The following is a 19,835-nucleotide window of genomic DNA, read 5'->3' on the forward strand; positions in this document are numbered from 1 at the left end:
GACAATGGTCTTCGGTAATACCTTAAGGCTTCCGGCTGACCCAAGGAGGCGTATCCCGTGGCAGACCGCAAAGCCCCGCTCGGGGTCGAGGAGCTTCGTGCCCTCGTCGCGAGCGGTGAGATCGACACAGTCGTCCTGGCCTTCCCCGATATGCAAGGGCGGCTCCAGGGCAAGCGGTTCGCCGCACCTTTCTTCCTCGACGAGGTCCTGGAACACGGCACCGAGGGCTGCAACTACCTCCTCGCCGTCGACACCGAGATGAACACCGTCGACGGATACGAGATGTCCTCCTGGGAGCGCGGCTACGGCGACTTCGCCATGCACCCCGACCTCACCACACTGCGCCGCATCCCCTGGAACGAGGGCACGGCACTGCTCGTCGCCGACCTCGCCTGGAACGACGGCTCACCCGTCGTCGCCGCACCCCGCCAGGTGCTGCGCCGCCAGCTGGACCGCCTCGCCGAGCACGGCTTCACCGCACATGTCGGCACCGAGCTCGAGTTCATCGTCTTCAGGGACACGTACGAGGAGGCCTGGGACCGCAACTACCGCGACCTCATCCCGGCCAACCAGTACAACATCGACTACTCGGTTCTCGGCACCGGCCGTATCGAACCGCTGCTGCGCAGGATCCGCAACGAGATGGCCTCGGCCGGCCTGACCGTCGAGTCCGCCAAGGGCGAGTGCAACCCCGGCCAGCACGAGATCGCCTTCAAGTACGACGAGGCCGTGGTCACCTGCGACCAGCACGCCGTCTACAAGACCGGCGCGAAGGAGATCGCCTCCCAGGAAGGTGTCTCGCTCACCTTCATGGCCAAGTACAACGAGCGCGAGGGCAACTCCTGTCATATCCACCTCTCGCTCCAGGACGAACACGGCACAAACGTCATGGCCGGCGACGGACCCGGCGGCATGTCGCAGGTCATGCGGCACTTCCTGGCCGGGCAGCTGGCCGCGCTGCGTGACTTCTCGCTGCTGTACGCGCCCAACATCAACTCGTACAAGCGCTTCCAGCCCGGCTCCTTCGCGCCGACCGCGGTCGCCTGGGGCTACGACAACCGCACCTGCGCGCTCCGCGTCGTCGGCCACGGCCGCTCGATGCGCTTCGAGAACCGGCTGCCGGGCGGCGACGTCAACCCGCACCTGGCCGTCGCGGGCCTGGTCGCCGCCGGTCTGTACGGAATCGAGCAGAAGCTGGAGCTGCCCGAGGAGTGCACGGGCAACGCGTACACCGCCGGATACGCGCAGGTCCCCACCACGCTGCGCGAAGCCGCCGAGCTCTGGGAGAACAGCCCCATCGCCAAGGCGGCCTTCGGCGACGAAGTCGTCGCGCACTACCGCAACATGGCGCGGGTCGAGCTGGAAGCGTTCGACGCCGCGGTGACCGACTGGGAGCTCCGCCGCTCCTTCGAACGTCTGTGAGGGACGCTTTGTCGTACACGCACCACGAGGTCACGCACCACGAGGTACTCAACCCCGCCACCGGGCAGGTCATCGAGACCGTCCCGGCGACGACGGCCGCCGAGGTGGGCGCCGCCGTCGCGCGGGCCGCGAAGGCGCAGCGGGGTTGGGCGGCCGCGGCCCCCGCAGACCGGGCCAGACTGCTGCGCCGGTTCGCCGCGGTCGTCGACGAGCACCTCGAAGAACTGGCCCTGTTGGAGGTCCGCGAGGCCGGTCACACGATCGGCAACGCCCGCTGGGAGGCCGGCAACGTCCGCGATCTCCTCGACTTCGCGGCCGGAGGAGTGGAACGGCTCAACGGCCGCCAGATCCCGGTGGCCGGCGGACTCGACATCACGATCCTCGAACCGCTCGGCGTCATCGGCGTGATCGCGCCCTGGAACTTCCCCATGCCGATCGCCGCCTGGGGTACGGCCCCGGCCCTCGCCGCAGGAAACGCCGTACTCCTCAAGCCGGCCGAGACGACGCCGCTGACCGCGCTGCGGCTCGCCGAACTCGCCCTGGAGGCAGGCCTTCCCGAGCATCTCTTCCAGGTGCTCCCGGGCGCGGGCGACGTCACGGGCAACGCGCTGGTCGAACACCCCGGCGTCGCGAAGATCGTGTTCACCGGCTCCACCCGGGTCGGCAAGCAGATCATGGCCAAGAGCGCCGACCGTCTGAAGCGCCTGACACTCGAACTCGGCGGCAAGAGCCCCAACATCGTCTTCGCCGACTCCGACCTCGAGGCCGCGGTCGCCGCAACCCCCATGTCGTTCCTGGACAACTCAGGACAGGACTGCTGCGCACGCAGCCGTGTGCTGGTGCAGCGGTCGGTGTACGACCGCTTCCTCGAACTCCTCACCCCCGGGATCGAGTCCGTCGTCGTCGGCGATCCGTCCGACGAGAAGACCCAGATGGGTCCGCTGATTTCGCAGGCGCAGCTGGAGCGGGTGCGTGGTTACGTACCCGAAGAGCTGAAGGGGATCCGCGGCACCGCCCCCGACGGCCCCGGCTTCTGGTTCCCGCCGACCGTCCTCACCGACCTCGAACCGGACGCCCCGGCTGCCTGCGAGGAGGTCTTCGGCCCGGTCGCCGTCGTCCTCCCCTTCGAGGACGAGGCCGACGCGATCCGGCTCGCCAACGCCACCGAGTACGGCCTGTCCGGCTCGATCTGGACCCGCGACGTCGGCCGCGCGATCCGCGTCTCGCGTGCCGTCGCCGCCGGCAACCTCTCGGTCAACTCCCACAGCAGCGTCCGCTACTGGACCCCGTTCGGCGGCTACAAGCAGTCCGGACTCGGCCGCGAACTGGGCCCGGACGCCCTCACCGCTTTCACCGAAACCAAGAACGTCTTCATCAGCACGGAGGCCTGAACCACCATGACCGAAACCCCTGTGTGCCGCCGCCTCGTGGGCCGTACCGCAGTCATCACCGGCGCCGGCAGCGGAATCGGCCTGGCCACCGCGCGCCGCCTCGCCTCCGAGGGCGCGAACGTCGTCTGCGGCGACATCGACGAGACCGCGGGCAAGGCGGCGGCCGACGAGGTCGGCGGCACCTTCGTACGTGTCGACGTGACCAACCCCGAGCAGGTCGAGGCGCTGTTCAAGACGGCGTACGACACCTACGGCAGCGTCGACATCGCCTTCAACAACGCGGGCATCTCGCCGCCCGACGACGACTCCATCCTCACCACAGGACTGGAGGCCTGGAAGCGCGTCCAGGACGTCAACCTCACCTCCGTCTACCTCTGCTGCAAGGCCGCCATCCCCTATATGCAGCGCCAGGGCCGCGGCTCCATCATCAACACCGCGTCCTTCGTGGCGATCATGGGCGCGGCGACCTCCCAGATCTCGTACACCGCGTCCAAGGGCGGCGTGCTCGCCATGTCGCGCGAACTCGGCGTGCAGTTCGCCCGTGAGGGGATCCGGGTGAACGCGCTCTGCCCGGGGCCGGTCAACACCCCGCTCCTGCAGGAGCTGTTCGCCAAGGACCCGGAGCGCGCCGCGCGCCGGCTCGTCCACATCCCGGCCGGCCGGTTCGCTGAGGCGGACGAGCTCGCCGCCGCCGTGGCCTTCCTCGCCAGCGACGACTCCTCGTTCATCAACGCCACCGACTTCCTGGTCGACGGCGGAATCTCGGGCGCGTACGTCACGCCTCTGTAGGTCATCCGCTTCTTCGCCTCTGTAGTTCTTTCCGCAGCAACCACCCCGACAGCCGGGCGTCGCACGACGCCCGGCTGTTCTGCGTACCGAGGAGGATGTTCATGAACCACAAGCACCGCTGGCCCGCGGCAGCCGCAGCTCTCGCCATCGCCGGAACCGGTCTCGCCGCCGCCCAGCCCGCCCAGGCGAAGCCGCGGAGCTGCCCGACGCTGGAGATCTCGCAGGGCTGGTACGGGGAGAACAAGGCGCGGCTCCAGCAGCTGATCGACGACCACGGACGCTGCGGCGATCACCGCAAGAAGAGGGACAGGCCCGTCGCCGTCTTCGACTGGGACAACACCGTCGTCAAGAACGATGTCGGCGACGCGACCATGTTCTGGATGCTGCGCAACAGCAAGATCCGGCCGCCCAGGGGCGGTGACTGGCGCACCACCAGTCGCCATCTGACCGCCGAGGCCGCCGACTCGTTGAAGACCGCCTGTCCCACCGGCGTGCGGACGCTCCCCACGGGCACCGACACACGCTGCGCCGACGAGATCAACTCCGTCTACTCCGAGGGCACCACCACGAGCGGTGGGACCGCCTTCGCCGGCTTCGACCACCGCCGGATCGAGCCGCAGTACGCCTGGCTCGCCCAGCTGATGAACGGCTGGACGACCCGGCAGATCCAGACCTTCGCCGCCGCTGCCCGCGCCGAGAACCTGGCCGCGCCCATCGGCGCCGAGCAGCAGGTCGGCTCGGGCAGGGCGACCGGCTGGGTGCGCTATTACGACCAGCAGCGCGATCTGATCCGTACTCTGCAGAAGGCCGGCTTCGACGTCTGGATCACCTCGGCCTCGCCCGAGCCCGTCGTCGACGTCTGGGCGCGCGGAGTCGGCATCGCAGCGGACCACTCGCTCGGCATCCGCAGCGTCACCGAGCACGGCCGCCTCACGTCGCATCTCAAGGGCTGCGGGACGGTCGCGGACGGCGACGACTCGATGATCACGTACATCGACGGGAAGCGCTGCTGGATCAACAAGGAGATCTTCGGGGTGCGAGGCGCGGCCGCCGAGAAGGTCCAGCCCGTCCACCGCCGGCCGGTGTTCGCGGCGGGTGACTCCGACACCGACATCTCCTTCCTGCGGGACGCGACCGGCCTCCGGCTGGTCCTGAACCGCAACAAGGAGGAAGTCATGTGCCGCGCCTACGACAACGGTGACGGCCGCTGGATCGTCAACCCGATGTTCATAGAGCCGAAGAAGCGGCAGGTCGCCCCATACCCCTGCGCCACCTCGGCATTCACCGAGCGGGACGGCACATCCGCGCCCGTACGCAGGGCGGACGGCAGCGTCGTTCCCGACCAGCGGGACTCGGTGTACCCGTCCTGAACGGGCCCCCTAAGGTGGCCGGATGAGCATGACGACACCGGCTGGCTGGTACCCGGACTCGAACGCGCCCGGCACCGAACGCTGGTGGGACGGGACCGCCTGGACCGCGCACACACGCCCGGTCCAGGCGCAGGTCCCGGCCGCCCCGGTGCCGGGCTTCGGCCCGCAGACCGTACCGATGCATCAGTCGGCCCTCGCACGCGGCGGCAGTAGTGGCGGCAAGAGCCGTGTCGTCGCACTCGTCACCGCGGGCGTCGTGCTCGTCGCCGCGGTCGCCACCGGTGCCGTGCTGCTCGGCAAGGACGGGTCCGCGAAGCCCGAGTCCGCGCCGACCGTCAGCGAACCGGTCCCCACCACGGCCGACCCCAAGAACACTCCCGCCACCACCCCGCCGGCGACGGACGGCTCCGCTCTCCTGACCGACCAGCTCAACGGCATCTCCATGCCCATCCCGGCCGGCTGGGAGAAGTCCGACAGTTCCCTCGACGAGGGCACGACGATGGTGACGGACGAGACGTACGAGTGCCCCGCCGGCGGCTCGCCGCTCTGTCGGCACGGCCGGGTGTCGTCCATCACGGCGACACAGACCGGCGATTCCTCCGTGGAAGCGCTGGCCAGGAAGGACATCGTGACGGCGGCGGACGACGCGTACGAGGAAGACGCCGTCGGCAACCGTATCCACGGCGGCATCAAGTCCCACACGGTGCTCAAGTCGCAGTCCGTCGCGGTCGCCGGACGCGCCGGCTACCTCGTGCGCTGGCGGGTCACCACCGGAGCCGGTCCCGGCGGCTACGTCCAGTCGCTGGCCTTCCCCTCGACCGTGGGCAGCGAGGCACTGGTGGTCGTCCGCTTCGCCTTCGACGCGGGTCCGCAGGGGCCCAAGCTCACCGACATGGACAAGATCGCCGCGAGCATCCGCCCGATCGGCGACTCCACGAGCGGCGGGGTCGGCAGCAGCATCGGCCCGGGCTAGGACCCGGCTGACTGCCTCCGTGCTCAGAGGAATCCGTACTCAGAGGAACGTGCGGCCCTCGCCCCGGTAGGTCGGCGCCGTACCGGTCACCCGGTCGCCCTCGATCAAGTGCAGCGTGTCGAACCGCTCGCACATCTCCCCGGCCTTGGCATGCCGGAACCACACCTTGTCGCCGATCAGCAGATCGTCGGCGGGTGCGCCGAGCAGCGGGGTCTGCACCTCGCCGGGCCCCTCCTGCGGGTCGTAGCGCAGCCCTTCCGGGAGATACGGCACCGGCAGCCGGTCCGCGCCCGCCGCACCGGAGGCCGGGTAGCCGCCGCCGAGCACCGTGATCACACCCACGCCCGGCCTGCGCACCACCGGCTGGGCGAAGAGTGCGGCCGGACGCCCGGTGAACGACGTGTAGTTGTCGAACAGCCGCGGTACATACAGCCCGGAACCGGCGGCGATCTCCGTGACCGCGTCCTCGGCCGCCGTGTGCTGGACACTGCCGGTGCCGCCGCCGTTGACGAACTCCAGGTCCGGCGTCACCGCCCGTACGGCACGCACCACCGCCGCCCGCCGGGCCGCCAGCTCTTTACGCGCCGCGCCCTGCATCAGCCGGATGGCGCGGGAGCGTATCGGGCGCCCGGCGAGGGAGTCGCCCACACCCGCGACATGCCCCTCGTACGCCATCAGCCCCACCAGCCGGAAGCCGGGGCGACGCGCGATCGTCCGGGCCAGCTCGGCCAGTTGGGCCGCCTCGCGCAGCGGGGAGCGCAGCGCGCCGATCCGCACCCGCCCGCCGAGCAGTTTCAGGGACGTGTCCAGCTCCAGACAGATCCGGACCTCTTCCGTGCCGCCGTCGCGGGCGCGGTCGATCAGCTCCAGCTGAGCCGGATCGTCGACCATCACGGTCACCGCGGCGGCGAGCTTCGGGTCGGCGGCCAGCTCGGCGAAACCGGCCCGGTCCGCGGACGGGTACGCGAGCAGCACATCGTCGAAGCCCGACCTGGCCAGCCACAGGGACTCGGCCAGCGTGAAGGACATGATTCCGGCGAACCCGTCCCGCTCCAGCACCCGTTCCAGAAGCGCCCGGCAGCGTACGGACTTGCTCGCCACCCGGATCGGCTTGCCGCCCGCTCTGCGCACCAGATCGTCCGCGTTGGCGTCGAACGCGTCGAGATCGACGACGGCGAGCGGTGCGTCGAGCTGGGCAGTGGCCCTGTCGTAGCGGGCCCGGTCAGCTGCACGGGGAGTCATGGCCCGAGCTTGCCAGACCGGATTACCGCAGGGTAGGGGGATGTTCTGGGCAGATCCTCCCGGACCCCCGGTCACGTTGCCGCGGGGTGCGTTCCAGCCCGTAGAGTGACCGACACGCGGTGACGAACGGGCCTGCCCGGAAGGCGAACCGTCGGTGTCCGTGGACGAAGAACAGGGGGCGGGATGAGCACGGAGGCGCAGCGCCCTCCCGGCCCGGCCTCGTCCCATCCCGACAACGGGGAGACGGCGCCCGGCACCTCGCGTATCACCGATGCCCTGGTCCCGCCGGAGACGGCGCCGAGGGCGCTCCGCGCTTCCGGCATCACTCAACTCCTGCCGACAGATCCGCCGCCGCCCGCGCGTCCTGATGCCTCTCAGGCCGCGGAGCCCGAGCGCCACGGTGCCCCCGGTGGGTCGGACCGGCTTCCGTCGACGCCGAGCGGGTCCGGCGCCCGGCCCGCTGCTGGGGGTGTCGCCATCCCGAGGCCGTCGGGCGGAGCCGACGCCGGCCGTCCTGCCTCACCTGGAACCGGCCGGTCGTTCGCTTCCCCGTCCACGCCGACCGCGCCCCCTGCGGGCGGCCACCAGGCGGGTCGGCCCTCGACCTTCCCGTCCACGCCGACCGCGCCCGCCGCCGAGCCGCCGCCGCCAGGTCTGCCGCCGCGCCCCGACACACCCCCGCCCGGGACAGCCACCTCCGCCGAGCGGCCCGTGCCGCCGCGGCCCGACACGCCCCCGGACGAGGTCGGCGTCCCCGCCGTCGAGACCACCACCCGGCTGCGGCCCATCTCCGCACCCCGACGTGCGCCGGCGTCCGCGCCCCTGCCGCCCCAGGCGCCGCCCCGGCCCACGGCCCCGCCCACCCGGCGCAGGCCCGTCGGGTCCGTCGATCTCACGCCGCGGCCCGGTGCCGGACGGCCCGCCGCGCACACGGTTCCCGCCCCCCGCTCGTGGGCGCCGCCGGAGACGCCGGTCGAGATGACCACCCGGCTGCGCCCGGTGCGCACCCGGCACCCCGGGCGCACCCTCGGCGCCGTCGCCTGTGTCGTACTCGGGCTCGGGCTGATCGGCGGTGCGGCCACCGGCAGCTGGCTGACCGGCGACTCGAACGCGGACCCCGCCGCCCGTACCGGCTACACCGAGGCGCGCACGCTCTGGCACAGCGTCCCCGTGGACACACTCTTCCCGCGCACCCTCAACGGCGACGGCGCGGGTCCCGGCGGCGCGGACCGGGTGTGGACCCGGATCGCCGTCGCGCCCGACGGCGGCTGCGCGACCGCGCTCGATCCGCTGCTGCTCAAGACCCTGCAGCCGGTCGGCTGTACGCGGGTGCTGCGCGCCACCTACACCGACGCCACCACCAGCAGCGTCACCACGGTCGGCATGATCTTCACCGAGGCCGATGTGAAGGCGATGAACGCGCTGGCCGCCCGCTTCACCTCGGAGGGGCTCGACGAGCGCCCCGATCTGATGCCCCGCACCCTCCCGGCCAAGAGCACCGTCGCCGACGGGTTCGGCAACGGACAGCGCGCGAGCTGGACCGTGAGCGTGCTGACCGACGCGCCTGTCGTCGTCTACGCCGTGTCCGGCTTTGCCGACGGGCGCGCCGTCACCGACCCCCAGCCCGCCGACGAGGCCAAGGCCGAGGGCGCGACCTCCGCGCCGGCCCAGGCCGGCCTCGGCCACGAGGCCAAGGGAATCGCGGACCGTATCGAGGCCGGTCTGCGCAAGACCGTCCGCACGGCCACGGAGAAGCCCGAATGACACGTCGCCGCCACCGCTTCGCCGCCGCCCTCGCGGCCGCCGCCTTCGTGCTCCTGCCGGCGACACCCGCGCACGCGGACGCGATCCGGGCCCAGCAGTGGGCGCTCGACGCCATGAAGACCGACCGGGCCTGGACCACCACCAAGGGCAGCGGCATCACGGTCGCCGTCCTCGACACAGGTGTCGACGACAGCCACCCGGACCTCGCCGGCACCGTCCTGCCCGGCAAGGACTTCATCGGCTTCGGCGCGCAGCGCGGCTCACGCGCCTGGGCCCGCCACGGCACCGCGATGGCCGGCATCATCGCCGCTCACGGCCATGGTTCCGACCGCGAGGACGGTGTCATCGGCATCGCTCCCGAGGCGAAGATCCTCCCGGTCCGGGTCATCCTCGAAGGCACCGACAAGGCCCGCGACAAGGCCCGCACCTCCCGCGGCAACGCCCTTGCCCAGGGCATCCGCTGGGCCGCCGACCAGGGCGCCGACGTCATCAACCTCTCCCTCGGCGACGACAGCGAGTCCGCGCACCCGGAGGCGGGCGAGGACGCCGCAGTGCAGTACGCCCTCGCCAAGGGCTCCGTCGTCGTCGCCTCGGCCGGCAACAGCGGCGAGAAGGGCGACCACATCTCGTACCCCGCCGCCTACCCCGGCGTGATCGCCGTCACGGCCGTCGACCGCTTCGGCACCCACGCCGCCTTCTCCACCCGGCGCTGGTACGCCAGCGTCAGCGCCCCCGGCGTCGACATCGTCATCGCCGACCCCGACCGCAAGTACTACCAGGGCTGGGGCACCAGCGCCGCGTCCGCGTTCGTCTCCGGCGCGGTCGCCCTGGTGCGGGCCGCCCACCCGGGCCTGGCCCCCGCCCAGATCAAGCAGCTCCTCACCGACACGGCCCGGGGCGGCGGCAAGAGCGGCCGCGACGACGCCAAGGGGTACGGCATGGTCGATCCGGTCGCCGCGCTCAAGGCGGCGGCGAAAATGCGCCCCACGGATCTGAAGGCGGCCTCTGCGGGCTACGGCAAGCGGTACTTCGGCTCAGGTCCCGCCGTCGTGAAGGAGGACGCGGAACCGGCGGGCTGGCTCGCCCCGCTCGCCGGCGGCGTCGGCGCCCTGCTGCTGGCGGGAGCCGTGGTGCTCTGGCGCGGCGGCCGGGTCAGCAGGAACTGACCGCCGCCCGCACCGCCTCCTCGACGCGCGCGATGCCCGCCTCCTTCGTCGGATGCCCGTCGGAGAGCACCGCGATCGGACGGCCCCCGGCCCGCCCGACGGAGTGGACGACCCACAGGCCGGTGTCGCGCATCGGCATCCAGCCGTTCTTCAGCGCCCACTCACCGCCCGCGGCCGACACCCCCCAGTTCTGCCCGTCGACCACCTGCTCCATCAAGGAGCAGAGATACGGGTAGCGGCCGCCGAACACAGCCCGCATCAGGGTGAGCTGATCCCGCGCGGTGGTCCGGGTCAGCCCCCACGCCGACTCCGCCCACGTCCCGGTGAGCCCGAGCCGTCCATGCGCGGCGTCCAGCCCGGCCGCGCCGCCGATCGTCTCCCACAGCACCGACGCCGCGTCGTTGTCGCTGCGCACGATCATGGCGCGGGCGAGCGACCGCTCCCGCGCGGTCAGCGGGCGCTCCTGCTGCAGCAGTGCGGCCAGGATCGAGACCTTCACGATGCTCGCCGAGGGATACGTCCGCTCCTCGCCGTACGACCGGTCGGGCGGGGCGACCGAGACGGCGACCGAGACACTGGCACTCATACCAGGGAGGTTAGGGTCGACCTGTGGCGCTCAAGAACATCCCGAACCCCGGATTCTCCGACGACGACGGCACGGCCGACCCGGCACTGACGGCGGCCCTCGCCGCCTGGGCGGACGACAGAACCGCCGTACGTCCGGTCCTCGAGGCCCTCCGCACCGCCCGGCTGCTGGTCCCCGTCGTCGCCGTGCTCGGCGAGGTCGAGGAGGACGAGAACGGACTGCGCCGCGAGAAGACCAGCGATATGGCGGTGCCGACGCTGACCGCGGGCGACCGCCGCGCGCTGCCCGCCTTCACCTCGATCGCGTCGCTCGCCCGCTGGAACCCCGAGGCCCGCCCCGTCGCCGTACCGATGCACCAGGCGCTGCAGGCGGCGGCCCACGAAAAGGCCGACACGCTGGTGCTCGACCTGGCGGGCCCCGTCCCGTACCAGCTGACCGGCCCGGCGCTGCTCGCCCTCGCCGAGGGCCGTACGAACGCCGACCCGCTCCAGGACCCCACGGTCATCGCCGCGGTGACGGCGGCGGTCGCCGCCGAGCCCGCGGTGCTCCGCGCGCATCTGGGCCCGGGCGGCGCGGACGGCACCCTCGCCCTGGTACTCGCGCGGGACGCGGTCCCCGCCGAGGCGGCCCGGCGCGTCGCCGAGGCGCTGGCGGCGGACGACGCACTGAGGGCCCGCCTGGTGCGGGGCCTCGACCTGGCGCTGCTGCCCGCCGAGGCCACCCCTCCGGGCGAGCCCCTTTTCGTACGTGAGTAGCTGCTGAGCCGTGCGCCCTAGCCGTACACGGGTCCGGTGTACTTCTCGCCCGGACCCTGACCCGGCTCGTCCGGCACCAGCGACGCCTCGCGGAACGCCAGCTGCAGCGACTTCAGTCCGTCACGCAGCGGCGCCGCATGGAAGGAGCTGATCTCGGTCGCGCTCGCGTCCATCAGACCGGCCAGCGCGTGCACCAGCTTGCGGGCCTCGTCCAGGTCCTTGTGGTCGGCGCCGTCCTCGGTCAGGCCGAGCTTCACGGCGGCGGCGCTCATCAGGTTCACCGCGACCGTGACGATCACCTGGACGGCGGGGACCTCCGCGATGTCGCGGGTCATGTCGTCGAAGCCGGGAGATTCATTGGGGCTGGTCGCGTCGCTCATGCCCCTCACGATAGGCCCCGGCGGACCGCGACCGGCTGCTGACCCCAATTAGCCCTGCATAGCCGGAGCTGCTAACCTTGTGTAACGACCGGCCGGACACGTGTGTGCTCGGCCCACAAGTGGAGGCTCCGATCTCCCACCTGGCCGTCCTTACTGGGCGGCGGGTCACCGGTCAGGCGGCGCCCATCGTTCCGTACGGACGATGGAAGTCGCCCGATGTGCGCCCCGCGGTTGACCGCGGCGGTGCTCCGGTATTCACGGAGCTGCCGCCTGTGTCCCGTCCGGGGCATTTTTCATTATCCGGTGCGGTTGGTCTTACGAAAACAGACGTTACGCGGCTGCCTGCCAGACATCCGTGTGGTGCTACTTAGGAGGATCCATCAGCGCCGAGCCCCGCATCAACGACCGGATTCGCGTTCCCGAAGTGCGACTTGTCGGTCCCAGCGGCGAGCAGGTCGGGATTGTTCCGCTTGCCAAGGCCCTCGAGCTTGCGCAGGAGTACGACCTCGACCTGGTCGAGGTCGCGGCGACCGCCCGTCCGCCCGTGTGCAAGCTCATGGACTACGGGAAGTTCAAGTACGAGTCGGCCATGAAGGCCCGTGAGGCGCGCAAGAACCAGGCGCACACGGTCATCAAGGAGATGAAGCTCCGGCCGAAGATCGACCCGCACGACTATGACACCAAGAAGGGTCACGTCGTCCGGTTCCTCAAGCAGGGCGACAAGGTCAAGATCACGATCATGTTCCGTGGTCGTGAGCAGTCCCGCCCCGAGCTTGGCTTCCGCCTGCTGCAGCGTCTCGCTTCCGACGTCGAGGACCTCGGCTTCATCGAGTCGAACCCGAAGCAGGACGGCCGGAACATGATCATGGTTCTCGGCCCGCACAAGAAGAAGACCGAGGCCATGGCCGAGGCGCGTGAGGCCCAGGCCGCCCGCAAGGCGGAGCGTCAGGGTTACACGCACGAGGAGTCGACGGACGAGGTCGCGGAGGCTCCGGCCGAAGCACCCTCCGAGACGTCCTCCGAGGCGTGATCCAAGGGGCTGCCACCCAGGCGGCCCCCGGTCCCGCCCGGAACCCATAAACCAAGATCTGACGCTCCTGTTGTCCGGTGTCCGCACCGGGGAGCGCCACTGACGAGGAGATAACGGCGCGATGCCGAAGAACAAGACGCACAGCGGTGCCAAGAAGCGCTTCAAGATCACCGGCTCCGGCAAGGTGCTCCGTGAGCGCGCCGGCAAGCGCCACCTGCTCGAGCACAAGTCGTCCAAGCTGACGCGTCGCCTCACCGGCAACGCCGAGATGGCCCCGGGTGACTCGAAGACCATCAAGAAGCTTCTCGGCAAGTGACGTCCGTGTCCCCGGTCCCCGGGGACACGCGCCGAGACCGGGACCAATTCGTTTCCGGGCCGGGGTGAGTCGAACTCTCAATCCCAGCCCCGCTACAAGGAGTTAACAAGTGGCACGCGTCAAGCGGGCAGTCAACGCCCACAAGAAGCGCCGGGCAATTCTCGAGGCCGCCAGCGGTTACCGCGGTCAGCGTTCGCGCCTGTACCGCAAGGCCAAGGAGCAGGTCACCCACTCCCTGGTCTACAACTACAACGACCGCAAGAAGCGCAAGGGCGACTTCCGTCAGCTGTGGATCCAGCGCATCAACGCCGCTGCCCGCCAGAACGGCATGACGTACAACCGCCTCATCCAGGGTCTGAAGGCCGCCAACATCGAGGTGGACCGCAAGATCCTGGCCGAGCTCGCGGTCAACGACGCCAACGCGTTCGCCGCGCTCGTCGAGGTCGCCCAGAAGGCGCTTCCGAGCGACGTCAACGCCCCGAAGGCCGAGTCGGCGGCCTGACGGCCGCGTCGAGCCGACCGGACCCGCAGGCCTTGGGCCTGCGGGTCCGGTGTGTTTGGCGTTGTTTTCGGGGGTGGCCCCCGAACCCCCGTCGGCTTCCCGGGCGGGGGCACCACGCAGTCCGTCCGGGCCGACCCCGGAACCCGAATCAGAGAGCCGCAGGCGACATGGGCACCCCCGAGCTGATCTCCCCGCGATCCCCGCGTGTCACTGCCGCCCGGCGGCTTGCCAAGCGCGCCTTCCGCGGCAAGGAACGGCTGTTCATCGCCGAGGGCCCGCAGGCCGTGCGCGAGGCCGTCGCCCACCGCGGCCCCGGTGGCGAGCCCACCCTGGTCGAGCTCTTCACCACCGTCGAGGCCGCCGAGCGGTACGCGGAGATCGTCGACGCCGCCCATGCCGCAGGGGCCCGGGTGCACCACGCCTCCGACGCGGTGCTCGCGGAGGTCTCGCAGACCGTCACTCCGCAGGGCCTGGTCGGGGTCTGCCGCTTCCTGGACTCGCCGTTCGAGGAGATCCTCGCGGCGCGGCCCAAACTCGTCGCCGTCCTCGCGCATGTACGCGACCCCGGCAACGCCGGCACCGTACTGCGCTGCGCGGACGCCGCGGGCGCCGACGCCGTCGTCCTCACCGATGCCTCCGTGGACCTCTACAACCCCAAGTCCGTGCGGGCCTCGGTCGGTTCGCACTTCCATCTGCCCGTCGCGGTGGGCGTGCCCGTCGAGCAGGCCGTCCAGGGGCTGCGCGCCGCCGGAGTGCGCGTACTGGCCGCCGACGGCGCGGGCGACGACGACCTGGACGACGAACTCGACGCGGGCACCATGGGCGGCCCCACCGCCTGGATCTTCGGCAATGAGGCCTGGGGCCTGCCGGAGGAGACCCGCGCGCTCGCGGACGCGGTGGTGCGCGTCCCGATCCATGGAAAGGCCGAGAGCCTGAACCTCGCGACCGCCGCAGCCGTATGTCTCTATGCCTCGGCGCGTGCCCAGCGCGCAGGCAGTGCTCGCTGACCAGCAGTACTCGCTCAGGGGGTCCGCTCCGTCACTTCCAGCTAGTAGGGTGACGGGCTCGGGGGCCCACTGCACCGTCGGAGAGGTGGGGTACGGGGATGGCTGTCGGGACGAGCAGGCCCGCGGGGACACACGGGGCGTTGCTGTGCCATTCCGACGGCTCCGACATGTACGGGATCGACCCCGACGACCTTCCCGACGGACTGGTCGTCGCCGACGAGACCGGCCGGGTGATCTGCTTCAACGACGCGGCCGTACGGATCACCGCCGTGTCCAAGGCCGATGCGTTGGGCCTGCCGCTGGAGCGCGTGCTGCCCCTGGAGGACCTCAAGGGCTGCCGCTGGTGGACGCTGACCGATCCGTACGGCGGACTCGCCACTCGTGTCGGCCAGCCCGAGCGCAATCTCCTGCTGCCCGGCGGCCGTGAAGTCCTCGTCTCCGCCCGCTATGTGCGCGAGCGCCCCACCGGCCCCCTGTGCAGGCTGATCATCAGCCTGCGCGGCACCGAGGCCCGGCGCCGTACCGAACGCAGCCATGCCGAGCTGATCGCCACCGTCGCCCATGAACTGCGCTCCCCGCTCACCTCCGTCAAGGGGTTCACAGCGACGCTGCTCGCCAAGTGGGAACGCTTCACCGACGACCAGAAGCGGCTGATGCTCGAGACCGTCGACGCCGACGCGAACCGCGTCACCCGGCTGATCGCGGAGCTGCTCGACATCTCCCGTATCGACTCCGGACGGCTCGAAGTGCGCCGCCAGCCCGTCGATATCGCGGCGGCCGTCGGTCGGCACATCCAGGCCCACATAGCCAGCGGCCAGCGGCCGGACCGGTTCTTCGTACGCATCCAGCGGGAGCTGCCCGATATGTGGGCCGATCCGGACAAGATCGACCAGGTACTCGGCAATCTGCTGGAAAATGCGGTGCGCCACGGCGAGGGAACCGTCACCATCGAGGTGGCACCGGCATCCGCGAAGGACGACGAGAAGGGAACGGCCGTCACCGTGAGCGACGAAGGTCCCGGCATCCCCGAGGAGTCGATGGGCCGTGTCTTCACCCGCTTCTGGCGGGGAAGCAAGCGCGGCGGTACGGGCCTGGGTCTCTACATCGTCAAGGGCATCGTCGAGGCGCACGGCGGGACGATCACCGTCGGCCGTGGACCCGGCGGCGGCGCCGAGTTCCGATTTATTCTGCCCGTCGGCGCCCCGGCCTATCTGGCCTGAGCAGCCCGCGGGCTCATTTGCCTCTCCACACCCCGTTAGACTCGTTCTTTGGCACCTTTGCGTCCTCGGTCGACGAGCGGGGGCCCCAGCCAGCCCATCGGAAGTACGGGAAGAGATGTCCGCACCCAATAAGTCGTACGACCCTGTTGAGGTCGAGGCACTGAAGCCGGAAGAGATCGAGCGCATGCGGGACGAGGCGCTCGCTGCCTTCGCCGCCGCCGGCGACCTCGACGCTCTCGCCCACGCGAAGGTCGCGCACACCGGCGGCGCCTCACCGCTCGCGCTCGCCAACCGGGAGATCGGCGCGCTGCCGCCGCAGGCCAAGGCCGAGGCCGGCAAGCGCGTGGGCCAGGCCCGCGGCGCCGTGAGCAAGGCCCTCGCCGCCCGCCAGGCCGAGCTGGAGGCCGAGCGCGACGCCCGGGTGCTCGTCGAGGAGGCAGTGGATGTCACGCTGCCCCACGACCGGATCCCGGCCGGCGCCCGCCACCCGCTCACCACGCTCATGGAGCGGCTCGAGGACGTCTTCGTATCCATGGGGTACGAGGTCGCCGAGGGCCCCGAGGTCGAGGCGGAGTGGTTCAACTTCGACGCCCTGAACTTCGTGCCCGACCACCCGGCGCGCCAGATGCAGGACACCTTCTTCGTCCAGGGCCCCAAGGGCACCACGGACGACGAGTCCGGCATCGTGCTGCGTACGCACACCTCGCCGGTCCAGGCCCGCACCCTGCTCGACCGCGAGCCGCCCGTCTATGTCGTCGTCCCCGGCCGCGTGTACCGCACCGACGAGCTGGACGCGACCCACACCCCGGTCTTCCACCAGATCGAGCTGCTCGCTGTCGACGAGGGCCTGACCATGGCCGACCTCAAGGGCACGCTGGACCACATGGTCCAGGCGCTCTTCGGCCCGGACATGAAGACCCGGCTCCGCCCGAACTTCTTCCCGTTCACCGAGCCGTCCGCCGAGATGGACATGGTCTGCTACGTGTGCCGCGGCGAGTCCGTGGGCAACCCGGACCGGCCCTGCCGCACCTGCGGCAGCGAGGGCTGGATCGAGCTCGGCGGCTGCGGCATGGTCAACCCGAAGGTGCTCATCGCCTGCGGCGTCGACCCCAATAAGTACAGCGGATTCGCCTTCGGGTTCGGCATCGAGCGGATGCTGATGTTCCGCCACAACGTCGAAGACATGCGAGACATGGTCGAGGGTGACGTCCGGTTCACCCGGCCGTTCGGGATGGAGATCTGATGCGGGTCCCGCTTTCTTGGCTGCGGGAGTACGTCGACCTGCCGGCGACGGAGACCGGCCGTGACGTCCAGGCCAAGCTCGTTTCCGCCGGCCTCGAGGTCGAGACCGTCGAGCCGCTCGGCGCCGGGCTCAAGGGCCCCCTCGTCGTCGGCCAGGTGCTGACCATCGAGGAGCTGACGGAGTTCAAGAAGCCCATCCGCTTCTGCACCGTCGACGTCGGCATGGCCAACGGCACCGGTGCGCCGCAGGAGATCGTCTGCGGCGCGCGCAACTTCTCCGTCGGCGACAAGGTCGTCGTGGTCCTGCCGGGCGCCGTCCTGCCCGGTGACTTCGCGATTGCCGCGCGCGATACGTACGGCAAGACCTCCCACGGCATGATCTGCTCCGGCGACGAGCTGGGCATGGGCGACGACGGCAGCGGCGGCATCATCGTGCTGCCGCCGGAGTACGAGGTCGGCACCGACGCGATCGAGCTCCTGGAGCTCATCGACGAGGTCCTCGACATCGCCGTCACGCCCGACCGCGGTTACTGCCTCTCGATGCGCGGCGTCGCCCGTGAGACCGCCATCGCGTACGGACTGCCGCTGCGCGACCCGGCGCTGCTCGACGTCCCCGTCCCGAACTCCTTCGGCTACGTGGTGAGGGTCTCCGACCCGATGGGCTGCGACCGCTTCACCGCGCGTACGGTCGTCGGCCTGGAGCCCGAGGCCCGCTCCCCGATCTGGCTGCAGCGCCGGCTGCAGAAGGCCGGGATGCGCCCGATCTCGCTCGCTGTCGACGTCACCAACTATGTGATGCTCGAGCTCGGCCAGCCGTTGCACGCCTACGACCGCTCCCGTCTCGACGGGCCGATCGGGGTGCGCCGCGCCGAGCCCGGCGAGAAGCTCACCACCCTCGACGCAGTCAACCGCGTCCTGGACGCCGAAGACCTGGTCATCACCGACAACCGCGGGCCGATCGGCCTCGCGGGCGTCATGGGCGGCGCCAACACCGAGATCGCCGACTCCGAGACGGACGCCGAGACCGGCCAGGTCCGGGGCACCACCGAGGTCGTCATCGAGGCCGCGCACTTCGACGCGATCACCATCGCCCGTACCGCGCGCCGCCACAAGCTGGCCTCCGAGGCGTCCAAGCGCTTCGAGCGGGGCGTCGACCCGCAGGCCGCGGCAGCAGCCGCGCAGCGGACCGTCGACCTGCTGGTGCTCCTCGCGGGAGGTACCGCGGAGGCCGGCGTCACCGAGATCGTCGCGCAGTCCGCGCCTCGTACGATCTCGATGCCGGCGGACCACCCCGACCGCGTCGCGGGCGTCGACTACGGCCGCGAGACCGTCGTACGCCGCCTCCAGGAGGTCGGCTGTGACGTCTACGGGCAGGACGAACTGGTCGTCACCGTCCCGTCCTGGCGTCCCGACCTGAGCGAGCCGAACGACCTCGCCGAAGAGGTCATCCGGCTCGAGGGCTACGAGAACCTGCCGTCGACGCTGCCCACGCCGCCGCCCGGCCGTGGGCTCACCGGACGGCAGCGGCTGCACCGCCGCGTCGGCCGCGCGCTGGCCGGCGCCGGCTATGTCGAGGCGCTGAACTACCCGTTCATCGGCGAGCAGATCCTCGATCAGCTGGACATCCCGGCGGACGACACCTGCCGCCGGCTGGTCAAGCTGGTCAACCCGCTCTCCGACGAGGAGCCCGCGCTGCGCACCACGCTGCTGCCGGGACTGCTCGGCGCGCTGCGCCGCAACGACGGCCGCGGCAGCCACGATCTTTCCCTCTTCGAGACCGGCCTGGTCTTCAAGGCTCCCACGGAGGAGGGCATCGCGGTGCGGCTGCCCGTCCACCGCCGCCCGACCGACGAGGAGATCGCCGGACTGACCGGTGTGCTGCCGGTGCAGCCGCGCCATGTCGCGGTCGTGCTCGCCGGTGCGCGTGAGCAGGCAGGCTGGTGGGGCAAGGGCCGACCGGCCACCTGGGCCGACGCGGTCGAGTCCGCCCGCACGGTCGCGCGCGAGGCCGGGACCGAACTGATCGTCCGCCAGGGCCAGTACGGTCCGTGGCACCCGGGCAGGTGCGCCGAGCTCGCCGTGGTGATCGACGGGGCGGAGCAGACCGTCGGATACGCCGGTGAACTGCACCCGCGCGTGGTGAAGTCCCTGCATCTGCCCGCGCGCACCTGCGCGATGGAGCTGAATCTGGACCTGCTGGAGCAGGCGTCTCAGGGCCCGCTCCAGGCGCCGCGGATCTCCACCTTCCCGGTGGCGACCCAGGACGTCGCGCTCGTCGTCGACGAGCAGGTGCCGGCCGTGGAGGTCGAGAAGGTGCTGACCGAGGGAGCGGGTGAACTGCTGGAGTCCATCCGGCTGTTCGACGTCTTCACCGGTGAGCAGATCGGCGAGGGCAAGAAGTCGCTGGCGTACGCGCTGCGGTTCCGTGCCGCCGACCGGACGCTGACGGTCGAGGAGGCCTCGGCCGCCCGCGACGCGGCGGTGGCGCTCGCCGCCGAGCGCACCGGGGCGGTACTGCGCGGAGCCTGACCGCTCCCTGCCCGTTGAGGGGCGGGCCCCGCCCCCCCGGCGCCCCCCCCCCCCCGGGGGGGGGGGTGGGGGGGGGGTGTGGCCTACGGGCCCCGGCGCTAGACACAATCGTCCCGGCCCGGGGGGGCGGCCGGCCGGCCGGCCCGGGGCC

General features: G+C 71.2%; 18 protein-coding genes. 15 read left to right on the forward strand and 3 right to left on the reverse strand.

The window, feature by feature from the left end; all coding sequences use genetic code 11:
* Window positions 1-57 precede the first annotated feature (57 nt).
* The 5 genes from ACFYXH_RS39465 to ACFYXH_RS39485 all read left to right on the forward strand — a co-directional run bounded on the left by ACFYXH_RS39465 (window position 58) and on the right by ACFYXH_RS39485 (window position 5,945).
* Window positions 58-1,422 carry a glutamine synthetase family protein gene (locus ACFYXH_RS39465; protein WP_389573816.1) on the forward strand — a complete coding sequence of 455 codons (1,365 nt, stop codon included), beginning with the start codon at window positions 58-60 and terminating at the stop codon, window positions 1,420-1,422.
* Window positions 1,423-1,430: 8 nt separating this feature from the next.
* Window positions 1,431-2,813 (forward strand): aldehyde dehydrogenase family protein, encoded by a 1,383-nt coding sequence (locus tag ACFYXH_RS39470; RefSeq protein WP_389573818.1) that lies wholly within the window; start codon window positions 1,431-1,433, stop codon window positions 2,811-2,813.
* Window positions 2,814-2,819: 6 nt separating this feature from the next.
* Window positions 2,820-3,602, forward strand: coding sequence for a 3-oxoacyl-ACP reductase (locus ACFYXH_RS39475; RefSeq protein WP_327322397.1), 783 nt, complete (start codon window positions 2,820-2,822; stop codon window positions 3,600-3,602).
* Window positions 3,603-3,703: 101 nt separating this feature from the next.
* A complete protein-coding gene (locus ACFYXH_RS39480; protein WP_389573823.1) occupies window positions 3,704-4,972 on the forward strand; it encodes a haloacid dehalogenase-like hydrolase in 1,269 nt (422 codons plus the stop codon).
* 22 nt (window positions 4,973-4,994) lie between these two features.
* Window positions 4,995-5,945 carry a DUF2510 domain-containing protein gene (locus ACFYXH_RS39485; protein WP_389573826.1) on the forward strand — a complete coding sequence of 317 codons (951 nt, stop codon included), beginning with the start codon at window positions 4,995-4,997 and terminating at the stop codon, window positions 5,943-5,945.
* 39 nt (window positions 5,946-5,984) lie between these two features.
* On the opposite strand, the gene ACFYXH_RS39490 is transcribed toward ACFYXH_RS39485, so the two are convergent.
* A complete protein-coding gene (locus tag ACFYXH_RS39490; RefSeq protein WP_385306355.1) occupies window positions 5,985-7,187 on the reverse strand; it encodes an amino acid deaminase/aldolase in 1,203 nt (400 codons plus the stop codon).
* A gap of 978 nt (window positions 7,188-8,165) precedes the next feature.
* On the opposite strand from ACFYXH_RS39490, the gene ACFYXH_RS39495 reads away from it, so the two are divergent.
* Together ACFYXH_RS39495 and mycP are read left to right on the forward strand one after the other, a co-directional pair.
* Entirely contained in the window at window positions 8,166-8,951 is a 786-nt protein-coding gene (locus tag ACFYXH_RS39495) for a hypothetical protein (protein ID WP_389573868.1), read from the forward strand.
* The gene (gene mycP, locus ACFYXH_RS39500) at window positions 8,948-10,117 is read left to right on the forward strand and encodes a type VII secretion-associated serine protease mycosin (protein ID WP_389573829.1); all 1,170 of its coding nucleotides are present in this window, start codon (window positions 8,948-8,950) and stop codon (window positions 10,115-10,117) included. The genes ACFYXH_RS39495 and mycP overlap by 4 nt, the downstream gene beginning before the upstream one ends.
* Here the strand turns inward: mycP and ACFYXH_RS39505 are convergent.
* Window positions 10,104-10,703 carry a serine hydrolase gene (locus ACFYXH_RS39505; protein ID WP_389573832.1) on the reverse strand — a complete coding sequence of 200 codons (600 nt, stop codon included), beginning with the start codon at window positions 10,701-10,703 and terminating at the stop codon, window positions 10,104-10,106. The genes mycP and ACFYXH_RS39505 overlap by 14 nt on opposite strands.
* A gap of 23 nt (window positions 10,704-10,726) precedes the next feature.
* Between ACFYXH_RS39505 and ACFYXH_RS39510 the strand changes: the two genes are divergently transcribed.
* Window positions 10,727-11,458 (forward strand): SseB family protein, encoded by a 732-nt coding sequence (locus ACFYXH_RS39510; protein WP_389573835.1) that lies wholly within the window; start codon window positions 10,727-10,729, stop codon window positions 11,456-11,458.
* Window positions 11,459-11,475: 17 nt separating this feature from the next.
* On the opposite strand, the gene ACFYXH_RS39515 is transcribed toward ACFYXH_RS39510, so the two are convergent.
* Complete coding sequence (locus ACFYXH_RS39515) at window positions 11,476-11,838, reverse strand: DUF1844 domain-containing protein (RefSeq protein WP_389573838.1); 363 nt, start codon at window positions 11,836-11,838, stop codon at window positions 11,476-11,478.
* A gap of 355 nt (window positions 11,839-12,193) precedes the next feature.
* Between ACFYXH_RS39515 and infC the strand changes: the two genes are divergently transcribed.
* The 7 genes from infC to pheT all read left to right on the forward strand — a co-directional run bounded on the left by infC (window position 12,194) and on the right by pheT (window position 19,684).
* The gene (gene infC, locus ACFYXH_RS39520) at window positions 12,194-12,868 is read left to right on the forward strand and encodes a translation initiation factor IF-3 (RefSeq protein ID WP_389573840.1); all 675 of its coding nucleotides are present in this window, start codon (window positions 12,194-12,196) and stop codon (window positions 12,866-12,868) included.
* 121 nt (window positions 12,869-12,989) lie between these two features.
* On the forward strand, window positions 12,990-13,184 hold the full coding sequence (rpmI, locus tag ACFYXH_RS39525; RefSeq protein ID WP_142216133.1) for a 50S ribosomal protein L35: 195 nt from the start codon (window positions 12,990-12,992) through the stop codon (window positions 13,182-13,184).
* 109 nt (window positions 13,185-13,293) lie between these two features.
* Window positions 13,294-13,686 (forward strand): 50S ribosomal protein L20, encoded by a 393-nt coding sequence (rplT, locus tag ACFYXH_RS39530; RefSeq protein ID WP_326648697.1) that lies wholly within the window; start codon window positions 13,294-13,296, stop codon window positions 13,684-13,686.
* Between the two features lie 167 nt (window positions 13,687-13,853).
* Entirely contained in the window at window positions 13,854-14,693 is an 840-nt protein-coding gene (locus tag ACFYXH_RS39535) for a TrmH family RNA methyltransferase (protein ID WP_389573843.1), read from the forward strand.
* Window positions 14,694-14,791: 98 nt separating this feature from the next.
* Window positions 14,792-15,913 (forward strand): ATP-binding protein, encoded by a 1,122-nt coding sequence (locus tag ACFYXH_RS39540; RefSeq protein WP_389573845.1) that lies wholly within the window; start codon window positions 14,792-14,794, stop codon window positions 15,911-15,913.
* Between the two features lie 115 nt (window positions 15,914-16,028).
* The gene (pheS, locus tag ACFYXH_RS39545) at window positions 16,029-17,156 is read left to right on the forward strand and encodes a phenylalanine--tRNA ligase subunit alpha (protein WP_385306367.1); all 1,128 of its coding nucleotides are present in this window, start codon (window positions 16,029-16,031) and stop codon (window positions 17,154-17,156) included.
* Window positions 17,156-19,684 carry a phenylalanine--tRNA ligase subunit beta gene (pheT, locus tag ACFYXH_RS39550; RefSeq protein ID WP_389573849.1) on the forward strand — a complete coding sequence of 843 codons (2,529 nt, stop codon included), beginning with the start codon at window positions 17,156-17,158 and terminating at the stop codon, window positions 19,682-19,684. Before pheS ends, pheT begins: the two co-directional genes overlap by 1 nt.
* Window positions 19,685-19,835: the final 151 nt, after the last annotated feature.

The sequence above is a fragment of the Streptomyces sp. NPDC002730 genome, from assembly GCF_042888805.1.
Lineage (GTDB): Bacteria > Actinomycetota > Actinomycetes > Streptomycetales > Streptomycetaceae > Streptomyces.

What these genes read in the sequence shown, in the direction of transcription:
- ACFYXH_RS39540 (WP_389573845.1), top strand. Translation starts at nt 14,792, where the DNA reads ATGGCTGTCGGGACGAGCAGGCCCGCGGGGACACACGGGGCGTTGCTG.
- mycP (WP_389573829.1), top strand. Translation starts at nt 8,948, where the DNA reads ATGACACGTCGCCGCCACCGCTTCGCCGCCGCCCTCGCGGCCGCCGCC.
- ACFYXH_RS39495 (WP_389573868.1), top strand. Translation starts at nt 8,166, where the DNA reads ATGACCACCCGGCTGCGCCCGGTGCGCACCCGGCACCCCGGGCGCACC.
- ACFYXH_RS39535 (WP_389573843.1), top strand. Translation starts at nt 13,854, where the DNA reads ATGGGCACCCCCGAGCTGATCTCCCCGCGATCCCCGCGTGTCACTGCC.
- ACFYXH_RS39475 (WP_327322397.1), top strand. Translation starts at nt 2,820, where the DNA reads ATGACCGAAACCCCTGTGTGCCGCCGCCTCGTGGGCCGTACCGCAGTC.
- pheS (WP_385306367.1), top strand. Translation starts at nt 16,029, where the DNA reads ATGTCCGCACCCAATAAGTCGTACGACCCTGTTGAGGTCGAGGCACTG.
- rpmI (WP_142216133.1), top strand. Translation starts at nt 12,990, where the DNA reads ATGCCGAAGAACAAGACGCACAGCGGTGCCAAGAAGCGCTTCAAGATC.
- pheT (WP_389573849.1), top strand. Translation starts at nt 17,156, where the DNA reads ATGCGGGTCCCGCTTTCTTGGCTGCGGGAGTACGTCGACCTGCCGGCG.
- ACFYXH_RS39485 (WP_389573826.1), top strand. Translation starts at nt 4,995, where the DNA reads ATGAGCATGACGACACCGGCTGGCTGGTACCCGGACTCGAACGCGCCC.
- ACFYXH_RS39505 (WP_389573832.1), bottom strand. Translation starts at nt 10,703, where the DNA reads ATGAGTGCCAGTGTCTCGGTCGCCGTCTCGGTCGCCCCGCCCGACCGG.
- ACFYXH_RS39515 (WP_389573838.1), bottom strand. Translation starts at nt 11,838, where the DNA reads ATGAGCGACGCGACCAGCCCCAATGAATCTCCCGGCTTCGACGACATG.
- ACFYXH_RS39490 (WP_385306355.1), bottom strand. Translation starts at nt 7,187, where the DNA reads ATGACTCCCCGTGCAGCTGACCGGGCCCGCTACGACAGGGCCACTGCC.
- ACFYXH_RS39480 (WP_389573823.1), top strand. Translation starts at nt 3,704, where the DNA reads ATGAACCACAAGCACCGCTGGCCCGCGGCAGCCGCAGCTCTCGCCATC.